The sequence below is a fragment of the Tabrizicola sp. M-4 genome, from assembly GCF_051132405.1.
GTDB lineage: Bacteria > Pseudomonadota > Alphaproteobacteria > Rhodobacterales > Rhodobacteraceae > Paragemmobacter.
This window is the reverse complement of the sequence record NZ_CP128606.1, coordinates 2,033,975-2,051,086: the sequence shown is the minus strand read 5'-3', so window position 1 is coordinate 2,051,086 and position 17,112 is coordinate 2,033,975. Positions and strand designations below refer to the sequence as shown.

Below are 17,112 nucleotides of genomic sequence, written 5' to 3'. Positions count from 1 at the left end.
CCCGTTTACCCGCTGTGACCCTGCAAGGAAAGGGCGCGTTTGCGGGCCCGTTCGCGGGCAAAGGCGTAAAGCCCCGATCCGATGACCAGCGCCGCCCCGGCCAGCATCAGCGCGTCGGGACGTTCGCCGAAGACGGCGATGCCGATCACCATGGCAAAGACAAGGCGCGCATAGCGGAAGGGGGCAACGACGGCGACCTCTCCCGTCCGCGTGGCGGCGACCACGGCCCAGTAACCTGCGGTGCCGAAGACAAGCGCGCCGAACAGAACCCCGACCTGCGCCGCATCCGGCATGACGGCCCCGCCCGGCACCATCATCACGGCACCGAGCAGTGCCACCGACAGAAGGCCCCAGCAGGACACCTGCGCCGTGCTGCACTCATCCGGGATCGCCCGCGCCGCAAGATCACGCAGGGCAAGGCCCGCGACGGAGATCAGCACCCAGAGGGAGTCGGGGCGGAACCCTTCCATCCCCGGACGGATCACCAGCAGGACCCCGGCGAAGCCCACCGCGATGGCCGACCAGCGCCGCCACCCCACCGCCTCGCGCAGGAAGAGCGCCGCGCCCAGCGTCACGGCAAGGGGCGTTGCCTGCAGGACGGCCGAGACGGTGGAAAGATCGACGACCGCAAGCGCGTTGATATAGGCGAATGTGGCCACCATTTCGCCCGCGTTGCGCAGAAGGACGGCCCGCTGCATGGCGGCCGGGACGAGGACGCGTTTCCCCTCAAGGCGTGCGAGCAAAGCGAAGACAGGCGCGCCGAAGGCGCCAGCGACAAAGATCACCATGCCCACGGGCACGTCGCTGGCTGCCCATTTCAGGAACATGTCCTCGACCGCGAAAAGCGCCATGGACATCAACATCAGCGTGATGCCGCGGAGGTTGTTGGCGGAGTGATCCAATGTCAGGTCTTCTTGACCGGCACGCCCAGAAGTTCCAGCCGATGACCGATCAGGCGATAGCCAAGACGCGCGGCGATGCGTTCCTGTAGTTCCTCGATCTCGGGATCGACGAACTCGATGACCGCGCCGGTATGGACGTCGATCAGATGGTCGTGGTGGTCACGTTCGGCATCCTCGTACCGCGCGCGCCCATCGCCGAATTCCAGCTTGTCCAGAATCCCGGCCTCTTCGAACAATTTCACCGTGCGGTACACAGTCGCGATGGAGATGCGGGGGTCGACCTTGACCGCACGGGCATAGAGTTCCTCGACATCAGGATGATCTTCGGCATCGCCGATGACGCGGGCCACGACCCGCCTTTGATCGGTCATGCGAAGCCCCTTCGCCTCGCAGCGGGCGACGATATCCGCCATCTCCTGCCTTTCCTTATTGTCGTGCATCTGGATTTACGTGATCCGGCCCTCCTGGGCCAGAGCTTTCCGCCCGGTGATTGACAGTCCCGCCGAAGCAGCCAAGGGTGCAGGCAGGGCAGGGCTAGGTGGGCATTGTGCGGAAAGACAGGTTGGATGCCTTTGGCGGCGCTGCGCTTTTTTCGGTGACGCTCCTTCTTGCCTTCAACCAGATCCTCGTGAAATGGGTGAATGAGGGATTGCAGCCGGTGTTCTTTGCGGGTCTGCGTTCCGCACTGGCGGTGGTTTTTGTCGCGCTCTGGCTGATCTGGCGCGGCAAAGGGGTGAGGCTGAGGCGTCGCGATCTGGGACCGGGCCTTGTGATCGGAGTGATCTTCGCGGCCGAGTTCCTTTGCCTGTTCGTTGCGCTGGACCTTACGGCAGTCAGCCGGGCGGCTGTCATCTTCTATTCCATGCCCGTCTGGTTCGGGCTGATGGCCCATTGGCTTTTGCCCGGAGAGCGGCTGAATTCAGTGCGGGCAACCGGGCTCGTGCTGGCGTTCATCGGCACAGCCTGGGCGATCCTCTCGCGGGGCGGGGGTGCCGGGGGGAGCCTTACAGGCGATCTTCTGGCCTTACTTGGCGCGCTGTGCTGGGCTGGCACGGCCATTGCCGCGCGCGCGACGCGTCTGCGCGAGATCGGCCCCGAGATGCAGCTTTTCTGGATGGTTCTCGTCTCTGGCCCGGTGCTGCTGTTTGCTGCGCCCGCCTTCGGGCCGCTGATCCGCGATCTAGAGCCACTACATTTAGTAGGGCTGGTGTTTCAATCCTCCATCGTTGTGGCCGGGGGCTTCATCGGATGGTTGTGGCTGCTGTCCATCTATCCTGTGGCCACGGTGGCGAGTTTTTCCTTTCTGACCCCGATCCTGTCGATCCTTCTGGGCTGGCTGCTGTTCGCCGAGTCGGTGACGCCCGGCCTGTTGGGGGCGGCGTCCCTCGTTGGCATTGGAATCACCCTGATAAATCGTCGCAGCGGCCCTGCCCAAGAATCGCGCGCTCTGCAAAGCAGGGGCGAGGAAGGCGTTTGAAGCGCCTGTTCAACTCACCCTCCCAAACCATCGCGAATGCGTGAGATTTCTTAAGTATGGGCAAACTTACCCTTGGTTTTTCCACATGGCTGCCCACAACCCCGCGGCGAGTTGGCGCGCTGTTGCAGGAAAATCGTCAAGCAAAAAATCGCCCTTCTGGGTGCAAAATTCCCGTTGAATGAGGCAAAGGTTTACGACAGTTTGACGACGCAAGCGGTAAGGCCACAATATCTAGTGGTCGCGCGTCGGGCAGGTCTAAACCCTTACAGAACAGGGCATCGGTAAGGATGCCCCGATCCTGTGTCCATGTGACAGGGGCGGCGAAGCTTTGGCCACCGCAGACAGCAACGGCGGATGGGGCGCAGGCCCTGCCAGAAACTTGGAGACGGGGCAGAGATGAAGATCGAACGCAAATTCACGACCGAGGCCACCGGCGCTTATGGCACCATGGCTTTCGCGACGACGACCTCCGAAATCCGCAATCCCGATGGCAAGGTCGTCTTCCGCAACGAAGCGGTGGAGGTTCCGGAAGGCTGGAGCCAGGTCGCTTCGGACGTGCTGGCGCAGAAGTATTTCCGCAAGGCGGGCGTTCCGGCGCGGCTGAAGCGGGTGAAGGAAAAGGGCGTGCCTGAATTCCTGTGGCGGTCGGTGCCCGACGAGGCCGCGCTGGCGGCGCTGCCGGAGGGCGAGCGGTTCACGGGCGAAACCTCGGCCAAGCAGGTCTTCGACCGTCTGGCGGGGGCATGGGCCTATTGGGGCTGGAAGGGTGGCTATTTCACCACCGAATCCGACGCCCGCGCCTATTACGACGAGATGCGCTACATGCTGGCCCGCCAGATGGCGGCACCGAACAGCCCGCAGTGGTTCAACACCGGCCTGCACTGGGCCTATGGCATCGACGGCCCGTCGCAGGGGCATTTCTATGTCGACTACCAGACCGGCAAGCTGACCAAGTCCGACTCGGCCTATGAACATCCGCAGCCCCATGCCTGCTTCATCCAGTCCGTCAGCGACGATCTGGTGAACGAGGGCGGGATCATGGACCTGTGGGTCCGCGAGGCGCGGCTGTTCAAGTACGGCTCGGGGACGGGCACCAACTTCTCGTCCCTGCGCGGCGAGGGGGAGAAGCTGTCGGGCGGCGGCAAGTCGTCGGGTCTGATGGGCTTTTTGAAGATCGGGGACCGCGCGGCGGGGGCGATCAAGTCGGGCGGCACGACGCGGCGGGCGGCGAAGATGGTGATCTGTGACATGGATCACCCCGATATCGAGCAGTTCATCAACTGGAAGGTGATCGAGGAGCAGAAGGTCGCGTCTCTGGTCGCGGGGTCGAAGGCCCATGAGCAGAAGCTGAACGAGATCTTCGCGGCGATCCGCCAGTGGGACGGGTCGAGCGAGGACGCGGTCGATCCGGCGAAGAACCCCGCGCTGAAGGCGGCGATCCGGTCGGCCAAGAAGGCGATGATCCCGGACACCTATACGAACCGCATCCTGCAATATGCCAAGCAGGGCTTCACCAGCATCGAATTCCCGACCTATGACACCGACTGGGATTCCGAAGCCTACATCACCGTGTCGGGCCAGAATTCCAACAACTCGGTCCGCGTGACGGATGCCTTCCTGAACGCCGTGAAGAATGACGAGGACTGGGCGCTGATCCGCCGGACGGATGGCAAGGTCGCCAAGACCATCAAGGCGCGCGAGCTTTGGGATCAGGTGGGCCATGCCGCATGGGCCTGTGCCGACCCCGGCATCCAGTTCCACGACACGGTCAACGCATGGCACACCTGCCCTGAGGACGGGCCGATCCGGGGGTCGAACCCCTGCTCCGAATACATGTTCCTTGACGATACGGCCTGCAACCTTGCCTCGATGAACCTGCTGACCTTCTACAAGGACGGCAAGTTCGACGCGCAGGCTTATATCCACGCCACCCGTCTGTGGACGGTAACGCTGGAAGTGTCGGTGATGATGGCGCAGTTCCCGTCGAAGGAGATCGCGCAGCTTTCCTATGACTTCCGCACGCTGGGTCTTGGCTATGCCAATATCGGCGGTCTGCTGATGAACATGGGTCTGGGCTATGACTCCAAGGAAGGCCGCGTTCTGTGCGGGGCGCTGACCGCGCTGATGACGGGGATCACCTATGCCACCTCGGCCGAGATGGCGTCGGAACTGGGGTCCTTCCCCGGCTATGCCCGCAACGCGAACCACATGCTGCGCGTGATCCGCAACCACCGCCGCGCCGCCTATGGCGAGGTGGCGGGTTATGAGGCGGTCAACGTCAACCCCGTCGCGCTGGATCAGGTGAACTGCCCCGACGAAACCCTTGTCGCGCTTGCGAAATCCGCATGGGACGAGGCGCTGGCATTGGGCGAGAAGCACGGCTATCGCAACGCCCAGACGACGGTGATCGCGCCTACGGGGACCATCGGTCTGGTGATGGATTGCGACACCACGGGGATCGAGCCTGACTTCGCGCTGGTGAAGTTCAAGAAGCTGGCGGGTGGCGGCTACTTCAAGATCATCAACCAGTCGGTTCCCGCCGCGCTGGAGACGCTGGGCTACCGTTCGTCCGAGATCGCCGAGATCGTGGCCTATGCCGTGGGTCACGGGTCCATCGGCAACTGCCCGGGCATCAACCCCACCGCGCTGATCGGCCACGGCTTCGGCCCGCGCGAGCTGGAGAAGATCGAGGCGGCGCTGCCTTCGGCCTTCGACATCCGCTTCGTCTTCAACCAGTGGACGCTGGGCGAGGAGTTCTGCAAGGGCACGCTGGGCATTCCGGACGAAAAGCTGGCGGACCCGACCTTCGACCTGCTGCGCCATCTGGGGTTCACCAAGGCGCAGATCGATGCGGCCAATGACCATGTCTGCGGGACGATGACGCTGGAAGGCGCGCCCTTCCTGAAGGCGGAACATTATCCGGTCTTCGACTGCGCCAACCCCTGCGGCAAGAAGGGCACACGCTATCTTTCGGTGGAAAGCCATATCCACATGATGGCGGCGGCGCAGTCCTTTATCTCGGGCGCGATTTCCAAGACGATCAACATGCCGAATTCGGCAACGATCGCGGAAACGCTGGCGGCCTATGAGCTTTCGCATTCGCTGGGGATCAAGGCCAACGCGCTGTACCGCGACGGGTCGAAGCTGTCACAGCCGCTGGCCGCCGCTCTGGTGGAGGATGACGAGGAGGCGGAGGAAATCCTCGCGACCGGATCGGCGCAGGAAAAGGCTGCCGTTCTGGCCGAGAAGATCGTCGAGAAGATCGTGGTGAAGGAGATCATCCGCACCAACCGCGAAAAGCTGCCGGAGCGCCGCAAGGGCTATACCCAGAAGGCCATCGTGGGCGGCCACAAGGTCTATCTGCGTACCGGCGAATATGGCGACGGGCGGCTGGGCGAAATCTTTATCGACATGCACAAGGAAGGCGCGGGCTTCCGCGCGATGATGAACAACTTCGCCATCGCGGTGTCGGTGGGCCTGCAATACGGCGTGCCGCTGGAGGAATTCGTGGAAGCCTTCACCTTCACCCGCTTCGAACCGGCGGGGATGGTGCAGGGGAACGACTCGATCAAGAACGCGACGTCGATCCTTGACTACATCTTCCGCGAATTGGCGATCTCCTATCTGGATCGCACGGACCTTGCCCATGTGAAGCCCACCGGCGCGGCCTTTGACGACCTTGGCCGCGGTGATGACGAGGGCAAGCGCAATTTCGGCGAGGTGAGCGAGTCAGCGGCGTCGAAGTCGGTGGAACTGCTGAAGTCCATCTCCTCGACCGGCTATCTGCGCAAGCGTCTGCCTCAGGAACTGGTGGTTCTGCAGGGCGGCATGGGGGCTACGGCCTTTGCGACGGGCACCGATCCGGTGATGGCTCTGAATACGCTTGTGCCTGAAACCATGGGAGGCAGCGCCGTGACGACACTTGCCACCGGGACGGTCAGCATGGATGCGCGGACCAAGGCCAAGATGCAGGGCTATGAGGGCGACCCTTGTGGGGAGTGCGGCAATTACACGCTGGTGCGCAACGGCACCTGCATGAAGTGCAATACCTGCGGCGGCACGAGCGGGTGCAGCTGAGTACCCGTGCGGAACAAAGATGAGATTGGCCCGCCAAGTGCGGGCCTTTTTCGTTTTCTTGCAGGTGCTTGTCAGACTTTTTTCACAATCCGTATCACCACCAGCAGGATCACGGCGCCGATGGTGGAATGGATGATTGCCCGGATCACGCCACCCCCTACGCCAAATCCAAGCTGTGGCAGAAGGAAACTGGCCACCGCCGCGCCCAGCACGCCCACGACCATGTTACCCACGAGGCCATAGCCGAAGCCCGACACAAGCTTTCCGGCAAGCCATCCTGCGACTGCCCCGATCAAGAGCATCGCCAGCAGACTTTCAATTCCCATCAGCATTCCCTTTCGGCCTGTCGTTCCGTCGACACCGCAAGGAAGCCTAACAGCCTCTGGTCGGCCCTTCAACGCAGGCGGCACTGCCAGGGGCCACATCCGAAGGTATGAACATGTATGCAATTCCGGATGCGGGGCCGTGTCGGGTGTTGATCTTTAGCCAAGGTCGGCCAATTTCATGATACGCTATGCAGTAAGCGTTTTGTTTCAGGTCGTTATCGGGATGTATGATACCTCTGCGCAGGACTTCGATCGCAAGGGGCAACTCAATGACGAGGCCACTTCGGCGGCGCCTCAGCAAAGCATCGAAAGCCTGCGCGACAGCGAGCGGCTGCTGCGGGCTGCGATGGAGAATTCGCCCATCGGTATGGCACTGACTCGGATCGACGGCACGTGGATCGATGTAAACCCCGCGCTCTGCGACTTCCTAGGCTATTCCAAGGCCGAGCTGATGGAGGCGGGGTTCAAAAATGTCACGCATGAGGAAGACCGCGAGGCAACCGTCCTGATCGCGCGGCGCATGGTGGCCACCCATCAAAAAAGCGTGCGTCTGGAGAAGCGCTATATCCATTCCAGCGGGCGCATCGTGGTTGGCGTTCTGCACCTGACCGTCGTCCGTGACCCGGAAGATCGGCCGGTCATGTTCATTTCGCAGATTACCGATGTGACGGCGGCACGGCAGCTTGATCATTTGAAGAGCGAATTCGTTCATACGGTTAACCATGAACTGCGCACCCCCTTGACCGGCATCATGGGCGCGCTGCGACTGCTGGAAGTCATGGGTGCGGCGGCGGGGCCGGAAAAGGTCGAAAACCTAGTGGGCGTTGCGTCGAAGAATGCGGCGCGCCTCAAATCACTCCTCGATGACATCCTTGAGATGGAGACGGTTGTATCTGATCAAAGCTTCTGGATTGCCAACGATGTGCGTGTTCAGGAAGCAATCGAGATGGCCGTGACGGCGACCGAGAGGAAGGCCGAGACGGCGGGTATTCGTGTGATCGTCGATCCCGAGGGAACCCCGCTGGTTTGCCAGACGCATCCCGAACGTCTTGGCCGGGTACTGCGCATACTGCTTTCCAACGCGGTCAAGTATTCGGATCCCGGCGGCACCGTCCGGATCGGCGCAGATTGGATAGCCGACAAGGCGCGCATCACGGTGACGAATGGCGGCATGCCCATTCCCGAAGCCATGCGTACCCATATCTTCCAGCCTTTTGTTCAGGGCGAGCCGACGGATACGCGCCGGAAGCAGGGGAGCGGCCTTGGACTTTCGATCGCAAAGCATCTGATTGGGTCGATCGGTGGCGAGATCGACTTCAGCAGCGATGCACACGCGACCCGTTTCTGGATAGACGTGCCGATGCAGCGCGCAGCTTGACGGCACGTTCTCCTCATGGTCGCAATCGGGTCCGCTTCGCTCCTTGCCGCTTGCCCTTAGATGGCCGAGAGCGCGGGGCTGAGCCCCGCAATATGGCCAAAGGCCAGAAGTGCGCAGGTCAGAGCCATGACACGTGCGGAATTGTTCACATTCCCGCCGCGCAACATCGAGCAGGTCAGCATCGCAGCCCCCATAGGCAGGTAGACAACCATCAGCGTGACATCCAAGGTCGAGGCGGCGAGGCGCATGCGGATGTCCTGACCGGTGGACTCCTCCGGGGTGGGATAGAGGGCGGCACGAACGCGGTTGAGTTCGGGGCTGGCGGGCGTGGGGTTACCCAAGGCATTGGCTGGGGGAGGCGCCTGTCTGCCCGGCTCGGCCTGCGATGCGACAGGGCGCAAGCCGGCGAGCGTTGCACGGGCGCGTTCCGCCTTTGCCGCCTTGATGGCCAGAGCTTTCTCGACGAAGGATGCAGGCATCCCCTCTTCGGTTTCGGGGAAGGCGCGGATGGCCTTGGCAGGCGCGGCGCGACGGGCAAGCGGGTGACGGTGGTTCTGGGTAGAGAAATCCGGCAGGCGATCAAAGAGATCGTCCACCAGATCGGCGGTCACGGGCCCCGCCACTTGGTGCCAGAGTGTCTCGCGTGGGGTGAAGCGGCTGCGGAGGCGATCTGCGATCAGATGGCAGAGGTCTTCGTAGCGCCGGCGATCTGCAGCGTCATGGTCGCGATCCGGGCCGGGGCCGACCGAGATCATCAGGCTGGAGGGAAGGCCGGGAAGTGGTTCTCCGGTGTAGGAAAGGCTGAACCGGACCCCGTCCAGATCGACGAAGACGAGGTCGTCGCAATCCCACGTTACCCTGCGCCGACCTGCGCCCGAGCGCCCCAAGGCCCCATCCAGTTCTCTCACGAGCAGCGGCAAGTTCAGTGCCGGGTCGCGATCGAACACGAACTGCGCAATCGTGCTTCCATCCAGTGCCATCTTGTGCCTCCTGCCCCCCAAAGGCGTTGTGCACGTGAAGGTTGATACCGAATTGTGCCGTTTTTCGGGTCAATTCTGGGGCAAACCGGGAAAAGGTGGTGTCTGCTGCCCGATTGTTGCCTGATTTGGCGGTAGCTGGCGGAATTTCGCCGGGCCTTTTCCCCGTTGTCGCCGGATCGTGAACACCTTGTCTGCGACGTGCCGAAGGAGGGCGTTCTAACTCAGGAGGTGGTGACCAGTCCCTGCAAGCGCCATGACGGTTGCCGCGCCAAGGCTTGCTGCCGTTCCCAGCCGAAGCGAAAAGTCGCGCTGCCGGCCGGGCAGGAGAGGCGTTGCAAACTGCGCAAGGCGTTCCGGCAAAGTGCTGAACAGAACAGCCAGATGCAAGAGGATGGCAATGAGACGATCGGCCAGCGATAGTTGCGGCATTGATTCCGGCTGGTCGGACGGATCAACCGTGTAGAGCGCCTCGCGAATGCGGTGAAGGTGATCCTGCAACGGATCGCGGATTGTCGCTGCGGGGGCGGGCGCTTCCTCGGCGCGGCGCTTGACACAAATATGCCGCACGACCCGACGGTGATGGGTGACGTCCGATTCCACCGACGGTGGCGATGCCTCCGAGGACACGGATGCTTCCGCAATGGCAACAGAGGTGCCTTGCGCCGCTTCCGCATCGTCAAACCAGAGATTGCGCGCCTCGGGCGGCAGGGCGGCCTCATGGGCGGCGATGCGCGCCATGGCGCGTTCGCGGGACCGCCGCAGGCGCGGATCAAGATCAGGATGTTCTAGACTGTCCTCGTGAAAGACTCCGGCGAACAGGTTGAAGGCAGGAGGTGCGACCGGTGTTGGCTCACCCGTCTCGCGCGCGAAAGTGAAGCGCATGGGCCGCCGCGGCGTGATGGGGCGCGCCTCGGGCTGCGTGTCATCCTGAGTGGGGGCCGCGGCACGGAAGGAGAGTGCAGGCGCATCCTCAACCTGGGCTGGCGGGTTAGGGGTGAGGGGGGGCACCGAGGCAAGATCAGGCAGCGACTCGGACGGTGGAGCGGCGAAGAGGGCCGCGATGCCTTGCGAATGGCGCAACGGTTCCGCCGCTTCGCTCTGCGCTGGCGGCAAGTGAAGCTTTACAGCCGGGCCTGCAATGGCGCATTCTGGCATGGCGTTTGCAGGATTGACCGCAGAGGTCAGGATTTCGACGCCTTTCTGGCGATCGTGGGAGAGCAGGGCTCTTTCCGCGATAAGTGAACCTGTGGTGTGAAACTCGGGAACGGGTGCAAAGGACGCTTCGATATCCAGCATGGTGGGGCTCCTTAAGTTTCATTAAGCGAAACACCGAATCGTGGCCGGAATTTGTTCTTTCCAAGGTGCGCGCGGGCGCATTTCCAGTAATTCTTGGGGGTAACCTCTGGTTAAAGCGCGCTGCCTTGCCCGAAGGCTGCCGGAAACCTGTGGCTGAAAAAGGAAAAGGGCCGCGAAATGCGGCCCTTTTGCGATTCTTGTGGCAGCCGATCCGGGGATCAGCAGGAATAGTACATCAGGTATTCCACCGGATGCGGGGTGTGTTCGAAGGCATAGACCTCTTCCCACTTCAGCGCGATGTAGCCTTCGAGCTGGTCCTTGGTGAAGACGTCGCCTGCGAGCAGGAAGTCGTGGTCCTTCTCCAGTTCCTCCAGCGCCTCGCGGAGCGAGCCGCAGACGGTGGGGATGGCGGCCAGTTCTTCCGGCGGCAGATCGTAGAGGTCCTTGTCCGAGGCCGGACCGGGGTCGATCTTGTTCTTGATGCCGTCGAGGCCGGCCATCAGGAGCGCCGAGAAGGCGAGGTAGGGGTTGGCCGAGGGATCGGGGAAGCGGGCTTCCACACGCTTGGCCTTCGGCGATTCCGTCCACGGAATACGGACGCAACCCGAGCGGTTGCGGGCGGAGTAGGCGCGCAGCACCGGGGCTTCGAAGCCGGGGATCAGGCGCTTGTAGGAGTTGGTGGACGGGTTGGTGATCGCGTTCAGCGCCTTGGCGTGCTTGAGGATGCCGCCGATGAAGTAGAGCGCCTCTTGCGAGAGGTCGGCGTATTTGTCGCCCGCGAAGAGCGGCTTGCCGTCCTTCCAGATCGACATGTTGACATGCATCCCCGAGCCGTTGTCGCCCTTCATGGGCTTGGGCATGAAGGTCACGGTCTTGCCATAGGCGGCCGCGACGTTGTGGATGACGTATTTGTACTTCTGGATGTTGTCGGCCTGCTGGACCAGCCCGCCGAAGATCATGCCAAGTTCGTGCTGGCAGGTCGCCACTTCGTGGTGGTGCTTGTCGACCTTGATGCCCATGCGCTTCATGGTCGAGAGCATCTCGCCGCGGAGGTCCTGCGCCTCGTCGATCGGGTTCACCGGGAAGTAGCCGCCCTTGTAATTGGCGCGGTGGGCGAGGTTGCCGCCTTCCATCACGGTGTCGGTGTTCCAGGCCGCCGCTTCTGCGTCGATCTGGTAGGAGACCTTGTTCGGCGCGACCGAGTAGCGGACGTCGTCGAAGATGAAGAATTCGGCTTCGGGGCCAAAGTAGGCGGCGTCACCGATCCCCGAGGATTTCAGATAGGCTTCGGCCTTGGCGGCGGTGCCTCGCGGGTCGCGGGAGTAGGCCTCGCCCGTGTCGGGTTCGACGACGTTGCAATGCACGCACATCGTCTTTTCCGCGTAAAACGGGTCGATATAGACCGAGGAAGCATCGGGGATCAGCTTCATGTCGGACTGGTCGATGGACTTCCAGCCGGCGATGGAGGAGCCGTCGAACATGAACCCTTCTTCAAAGAAGTCCTCATCCACGAGGTCGGCCACGAGGGTGACGTGCTGAAGCTTGCCCTTGGGGTCGGTGAAGCGGATGTCGACATACTCGACTTCCTCGTCCTTCATCAGCTTCAGAGCATTCTTTACTGCGCTCATCATGATGCCTTTCGGTTTGGGTTATCAGGTGCCGCTTTGCCCCGAGGGGCGCACGGTGTTCATCAGACCGCGTCGTCGCCGGTTTCGCCGGTGCGGATGCGGATGGCCTGTTCGACGGGGGAGACGAAGATCTTGCCGTCGCCGATCTTGTCGGTGCGCGCGGCGGAGACGATCGCCTCGATCGCGGTGTCGACCATGTCGTCGGTGAGGACGACCTCGATCTTCACCTTGGGAAGGAAGTCGACGACATATTCCGCGCCTCGGTAGAGTTCGGTGTGGCCCTTCTGGCGGCCGAAGCCTTTGACTTCGGTGACGGAGAGGCCCTGGATGCCGGCTTCCTGAAGGGCTTCCTTCACCTCGTCCAGCTTGAACGGCTTGATGATCGCCTCGATCTTTTTCATGGGCCGACTCTCCCCCGCGTGCCTTGTCTTTGGCGGTATGATCATGTTCGCATGGGGGCCACAATCGCAGGCGGGCCGGATGGCGGGCTTGGTCGAGGGTTTCCGGGTGGCGTGATTAAAATTTGTGCAGATTGCTGGAAGGATGGGCGGTTTGCGAATGAAATGGGCGGGAAAATGACCGAATTGCTGACCTCTGCACAAATGCGCGCCATTGAGGCCGCCGCCATCGAGAGCGGGGCCGTGACCGGGCTGGAGCTGATGGAGCGGGCCGGGCGGGGGGTGGTGGCGGCCATCTTTGCGGAATGGCCGGAGTTGCGGGCGGGGTCGTTCCGGGCGGTGGTGCTGTGCGGACCCGGCAACAATGGCGGCGACGGGTTTGTCGTGGCGCGGCTGCTGCATGAGCGGGGGTGGCAGGTGCGGGTGCTGGCGGCGGCGAAGCCCGATGCGATGCCGCGCGATGCTGCGGTGAATGCGCGGCGGTGGTGGTCCTATGGGGCGGTGGAGCCTCTGACGGAGGGAAACCTGCGGCGCGGGCCATCCAGTGACATCTATGTGGATGCGATTTTTGGCACGGGGCTGTCGCGACCGCCGGAGGGAGAGATTGACGGCATTCTGGGCCATATCGGCGGGTATGGGGGGGATCTGGCCTACTACCGCGAACGGCTGGTGGCGGTGGATGCGCCGTCCTGCCTGTGTCTGGACAGCGGGCGGTCTTTGAGGCGCGGTTGGGATCAGCCGCGGGCGCGGTTGACGGTGACCTTCGACAGTCTGAAGGCGGGGCATGTGCTGGCAGAGGGACCGGCGCTTTGTGGGCGGGTGGTTGTTGTGGATATCGGGATTGCGCCATGGCGGCAGATGAAGACGCCGCGCCGAACGGCGGCGGGGTGGAGCGGAACGTGGAAGCCGGCGCGGCTGGGACTCGTTGCTCCGGATGAGGCTTTGCTGCCCGCGCCGGGCGGGTTCCGTGTGCGGCAATTGTCCAAGGCCGGGTGGGCGGAGGATCATCTGTCGCACAAGTTCACGCATGGCCATGCGCTGATCCTTGGCGGGCCAAGCGGGCGCGGGGGCGCGGCGCGGCTGGCGGCGCGGGGGGCGCTGCGGGTGGGGGCCGGGCTGGTGACGGTGGGTTGTCCGGCGGAGGCCTTGGCCCAGAACGCGGCGCGGCTGGATGCGGTGATGCTGCGGGTGGTGGAGGATGGGGCGGCTTTGCAGGCCGTGCTGGCAGATGAGCGGACCCGCGTGGTCTGTCTGGGGCCGGGTTTGGGGACGGGGGCGCGGCAGGCGCGGTTGGTGCGGGTGGCGCTGGGGATGCCCGTCCCGGGCTTAACCCGGGACCTCGTCCGGGGAGGTGGTTTGGGTAGGCGTGGAGGCCCCGGGTCGGGCCCGGGGCGGGGTTTGGTGTTGGATGCGGATGCTTTGACGTTGTTGGCGCAGGATGCGGGGCTGTTTGGGGCGCTGCATGAGGGCTGTGTGCTGACGCCTCATGCTGGGGAGTTTGCGCGGCTGTTTCCGGATATAGCGGAGAAGTTGGCGGCTCCGGCGGTGGCGGGTCCGGCCTATTCCAAGGTGGATGCGACGCGGGAGGCTGCCGCGCGGGCGGGGTGCGTGGTGCTGTTTAAAGGGGCGGATACGGTGATTGCGGCACCCGATGGGCGCTGCGCGGTCAATTCGGCGCATTACGAGCGGGCGGCGCCTTGGTTGGCGACGGCGGGGTCGGGGGATGTGCTGGCGGGGTTCATCGCAGGGCTGATGGCGCGGGGGTTTGCGGCCTATGAGGCGGCCTGCACAGGGGCCTGGCTGCATGTGGAATGCGCGCGGGAGTTCGGGCCGGGGTTGATTGCGGAGGATTTGCCGGAGATGCTGCCTGCGGTGTTTCGGCGGTTGGGGGTGTGAGGCGGCGATTTCTGACGCAGAAATCGCGACGGAATTTGACGCAAATTCCGGATTGCGGGCGGGACGCCCGCCGCGTTTCCTGCGTCAGGAAACGGTGCGGAATCTGCGTCAGATTTCGCCCTGATTTTCCTCTCGCATCCCCCGTGGGGCTTTGCTAGAAGGGCGCGGAATTTTCAGGGCGCGTGCGGGCCGGACCTGAGGGGACGGACGGGCGGGCTTTGGGCAATTTGCGGGTGTGGCGAAACTGGTAGACGCACCAGATTTAGGTTCTGGCGCCGTAAGGCGTGGGGGTTCAAGTCCCTCCACCCGCACCAGGGATGAGATGAGAAGGACGGAAACATGCAGGTCACCGAGACCCTGAACGAAGGTCTGAAGCGCGCCTACACCATCACGGTGACGGCGGCCGAGCTGGACGCGAAAGTGCAGGAAAAGCTGGTCGAGGCGCAGCCCGAGATCGAGATGAAAGGTTTCCGCAAGGGCAAGGTGCCGCTAGCGATTCTGAAAAAGCAGTTTGGCCAGCGCCTTCTGGGCGACGCGATGCAGGATGCCATCGACGGCGCGATGAAGGACCATTTCGACAAGACCGGCGACCGCCCCGCGCTGCAGCCCGAGGTGAAGATGGTCGATGGCGAGACCTGGGCCGAGGGCAAGGATGTCGTCGTCGAGATGACCTACGAGGCGCTGCCGCCGATCCCGGATCTGGACTCGTCGAAGATCAAGATCGAGAAACTTGTCGTGAAGGCGTCTGACGCGGATGTGGAAGAGGCGCTGAAGAACCTCGCCTCCACCGCGCAGTCGTTTGACGACCGCAAGAAGGGCGCGAAGGCCAAGGACGGCGATCAGGTCGTGATCGACTTCAAGGGCTCGGTCGACGGGGAACTGTTCGAGGGTGGCTCGGCCGAGGATTATCCGCTTGTGCTGGGGTCGAAGTCGTTCATCCCGGGCTTCGAGGATCAGCTGGTCGGCGCCAAGGTCGGTGACGAGGTTTCTGTCAACGTGACCTTCCCGGCCGAATACGGCGCCGCGCATCTGGCGGGCAAAGCTGCGGTGTTTGCCTGCACGATCAAGGCGGTGAAGGAGCCGAAGGCAGCCGAGATCGACGACGAGCTGGCCAAGAAGTTCGGGGCGGAGGATCTGGCCGCCTTGAAGGGCCAGATCGCGGAGCGGCTTGAGGCGGAGTACAAGGGTGCCGCGCGTGCGGTGATGAAACGGGCGCTGCTGGACCAGCTTGACGGGATGGTTAAGTTCGACCTGCCAGCGCGTCTGGTGGAAGCCGAGGCCGCGCAGATCGCGCATCAGTTGTGGCATGAGGAAAACCCGCATGAGCATGGCCACAACCACGGCAACATCGACCCGACGGACGAGCACAAGACCCTTGCGGAGCGCCGCGTCCGTTTGGGCCTTTTGCTGGCCGAAGTGGGCCGCAAGGCCGAAGTGACCGTGACCGACGCCGAGATGACGCAGGCCGTGCTGGCGCAGGCCCGCAACTATCCGGGGCAGGAGCGCGCCTATTTCGAGTTCGTTCAAAAGAACCAGCAGGTTCAGCAGCAACTGCGGGCGCCGATCTTCGAGGACAAGGTCGTCGATCACATCGTGGCTGGGGCGAAGGTGACCGAGAAGGAAGTCGGCAAGGAAGACCTGCAGAAAGCCGTCGAGGCGCTGGACGAGATGTAAGCCGAGCCCCTTTCGGGGAATAGGCAAGGGGCCGGGGCGATGCCTTCGGCCTCTTTCCTATTCGCGGGCTTCGCGCCAGAGGATGTAGAGTCCGGCGCCCACAATAATGGCGATGCCGATCCAGTCTGTATCGTTCGGCCAGTGCTGCCAAAAGATCCAGCCATATAGGACTGACCAGATCAGGCCGGTATATTCGAACGGGGTGACGACCGATGCCTCCGCCACGCGGTAGGCCTGTGTGAGGAGCGTCAGGCCTGCAGCGGCGATGATGCCGCAGGACATCATCAGCATAAGGTCGAAGCCTGTCGGGGTAACCCAACCTCGTAGGAGGAATGCTAGTGACGGGTGGGCGTCGCCTTCCCAAGTGCCTCTTCCAAACAGGGCCGAGAGGAGGATAGCGCCGAGGAGGAAGACCGCATTACCCCAAAAGGCCAACGCCGAGGCGGTTTCGGTGGTGCCAAGTCGACGAGCGGCGATCATGGAGATGGCGTAGGTCAGGCCAGATAGGACAGGAAGCAGCGCTGCCCAATCGAAGAGCGTGCCACCGGGGCGGACCATAATCAGTACGCCTGAGAACCCAGCCATGAGGGCGAACCACCGTCGAGGGCCTACCCTCTCGGCCAGGAAGAAGACAGAGAGGATGGTTATGAAGAGCGGGGCTGAGAAATAGAGTGCAACGGTTGTGGCCATGGGCAGCGCGGCAAGGGCCAGGTAATAGGCGGTATATGCAGCGAACATCACGCAGCCGCGCAGCATCATGGCGCGGGTGCCCGGCGTAAAGAGGCTGCGCAGGCCACCCTCCCAATGAACGAGGATCAGCAGGAATGGAATGGCGGTGAGCGAGCGCAGCAGCATCGCCTGATGCAGGGGATATGCCCCGGCAAGAAGTTTCAGGATCAAGTCCTGCACCGAAAATACGGCGACACCCGCGACGAGCAGGGCGATTCCCTTTGCCGTTTGGCCGGGCAATGGTTGGGCTAGGGTGGTCATGCTTTCCTCCGCTGGCCACGCTAGGGGGCGGTGGGGGCGCTGGCTTAGGCAGCGGCGACATAGGATGTCGCGGGCGACAGGTCTCTTGGG

13 protein-coding genes and 1 tRNA gene are annotated in these 17,112 nt (G+C 63.2%); 6 read left to right on the top strand and 8 right to left on the bottom strand.

What is annotated here, in order from left to right:
• Positions 1–5 precede the first annotated feature (5 nt).
• Together TabM4_RS09925 and TabM4_RS09920 are read right to left on the bottom strand one after the other, a co-directional pair.
• Complete coding sequence (locus TabM4_RS09925) at positions 6–902, bottom strand: DMT family transporter (protein WP_434611874.1); 897 nt, start codon at positions 900–902, stop codon at positions 6–8.
• 2 nt (positions 903–904) lie between these two features.
• Positions 905–1,315, bottom strand: a complete 411-nt coding sequence (locus TabM4_RS09920) for a Fur family transcriptional regulator (RefSeq protein WP_434611873.1) — start codon at positions 1,313–1,315, stop codon at positions 905–907.
• A 125-nt stretch (positions 1,316–1,440) separates the two neighbouring features.
• On the opposite strand from TabM4_RS09920, the gene TabM4_RS09915 reads away from it, so the two are divergent.
• Complete coding sequence (locus TabM4_RS09915) at positions 1,441–2,379, top strand: DMT family transporter (protein ID WP_434611872.1); 939 nt, start codon at positions 1,441–1,443, stop codon at positions 2,377–2,379.
• 396 nt (positions 2,380–2,775) lie between these two features.
• The gene (locus TabM4_RS09910) at positions 2,776–6,456 is read left to right on the top strand and encodes a vitamin B12-dependent ribonucleotide reductase (protein WP_434611871.1); all 3,681 of its coding nucleotides are present in this window, start codon (positions 2,776–2,778) and stop codon (positions 6,454–6,456) included.
• Between the two features lie 71 nt (positions 6,457–6,527).
• Here the strand turns inward: TabM4_RS09910 and TabM4_RS09905 are convergent, their stop codons facing one another.
• Positions 6,528–6,782, bottom strand: coding sequence for a GlsB/YeaQ/YmgE family stress response membrane protein (locus tag TabM4_RS09905; RefSeq protein ID WP_434611870.1), 255 nt, complete (start codon positions 6,780–6,782; stop codon positions 6,528–6,530).
• Between the two features lie 178 nt (positions 6,783–6,960).
• On the opposite strand from TabM4_RS09905, the gene TabM4_RS09900 reads away from it, so the two are divergent.
• Complete coding sequence (locus TabM4_RS09900; protein WP_434611868.1) at positions 6,961–8,160, top strand: PAS domain S-box protein; 1,200 nt, start codon at positions 6,961–6,963, stop codon at positions 8,158–8,160.
• Between the two features lie 56 nt (positions 8,161–8,216).
• On the opposite strand, the gene TabM4_RS09895 is transcribed toward TabM4_RS09900, so the two are convergent.
• The 4 genes from TabM4_RS09895 to TabM4_RS09880 form a co-directional block, all read right to left on the bottom strand.
• The gene (locus TabM4_RS09895; RefSeq protein WP_434611867.1) at positions 8,217–9,140 is read right to left on the bottom strand and encodes a hypothetical protein; all 924 of its coding nucleotides are present in this window, start codon (positions 9,138–9,140) and stop codon (positions 8,217–8,219) included.
• 216 nt (positions 9,141–9,356) lie between these two features.
• Positions 9,357–10,436: a hypothetical protein gene (locus tag TabM4_RS09890; RefSeq protein WP_434611866.1), complete on the bottom strand. Its 1,080-nt coding sequence runs from the start codon at positions 10,434–10,436 to the stop codon at positions 9,357–9,359.
• 218 nt (positions 10,437–10,654) lie between these two features.
• Positions 10,655–12,064, bottom strand: coding sequence for a type I glutamate--ammonia ligase (gene glnA, locus TabM4_RS09885; protein WP_434622014.1), 1,410 nt, complete (start codon positions 12,062–12,064; stop codon positions 10,655–10,657).
• Positions 12,065–12,126: 62 nt separating this feature from the next.
• Positions 12,127–12,465 carry a P-II family nitrogen regulator gene (locus TabM4_RS09880; protein WP_434611865.1) on the bottom strand — a complete coding sequence of 113 codons (339 nt, stop codon included), beginning with the start codon at positions 12,463–12,465 and terminating at the stop codon, positions 12,127–12,129.
• A 174-nt stretch (positions 12,466–12,639) separates the two neighbouring features.
• Here TabM4_RS09880 and TabM4_RS09875 point away from each other — a divergent pair, with 174 nt between their 5' ends.
• The 3 genes from TabM4_RS09875 to tig all read left to right on the top strand — a co-directional run bounded on the left by TabM4_RS09875 (position 12,640) and on the right by tig (position 16,032).
• On the top strand, positions 12,640–14,358 hold the full coding sequence (locus TabM4_RS09875) for an NAD(P)H-hydrate epimerase (protein WP_434611863.1): 1,719 nt from the start codon (positions 12,640–12,642) through the stop codon (positions 14,356–14,358).
• 229 nt (positions 14,359–14,587) lie between these two features.
• Positions 14,588–14,672 (top strand) — tRNA-Leu (locus TabM4_RS09870).
• A gap of 25 nt (positions 14,673–14,697) precedes the next feature.
• Entirely contained in the window at positions 14,698–16,032 is a 1,335-nt protein-coding gene (tig, locus tag TabM4_RS09865; protein WP_434621846.1) for a trigger factor, read from the top strand.
• Positions 16,033–16,089: 57 nt separating this feature from the next.
• Here the strand turns inward: tig and TabM4_RS09860 are convergent, their stop codons facing one another.
• Positions 16,090–17,022: a DMT family transporter gene (locus tag TabM4_RS09860; protein WP_434621844.1), complete on the bottom strand. Its 933-nt coding sequence runs from the start codon at positions 17,020–17,022 to the stop codon at positions 16,090–16,092.
• Positions 17,023–17,112: the final 90 nt, after the last annotated feature.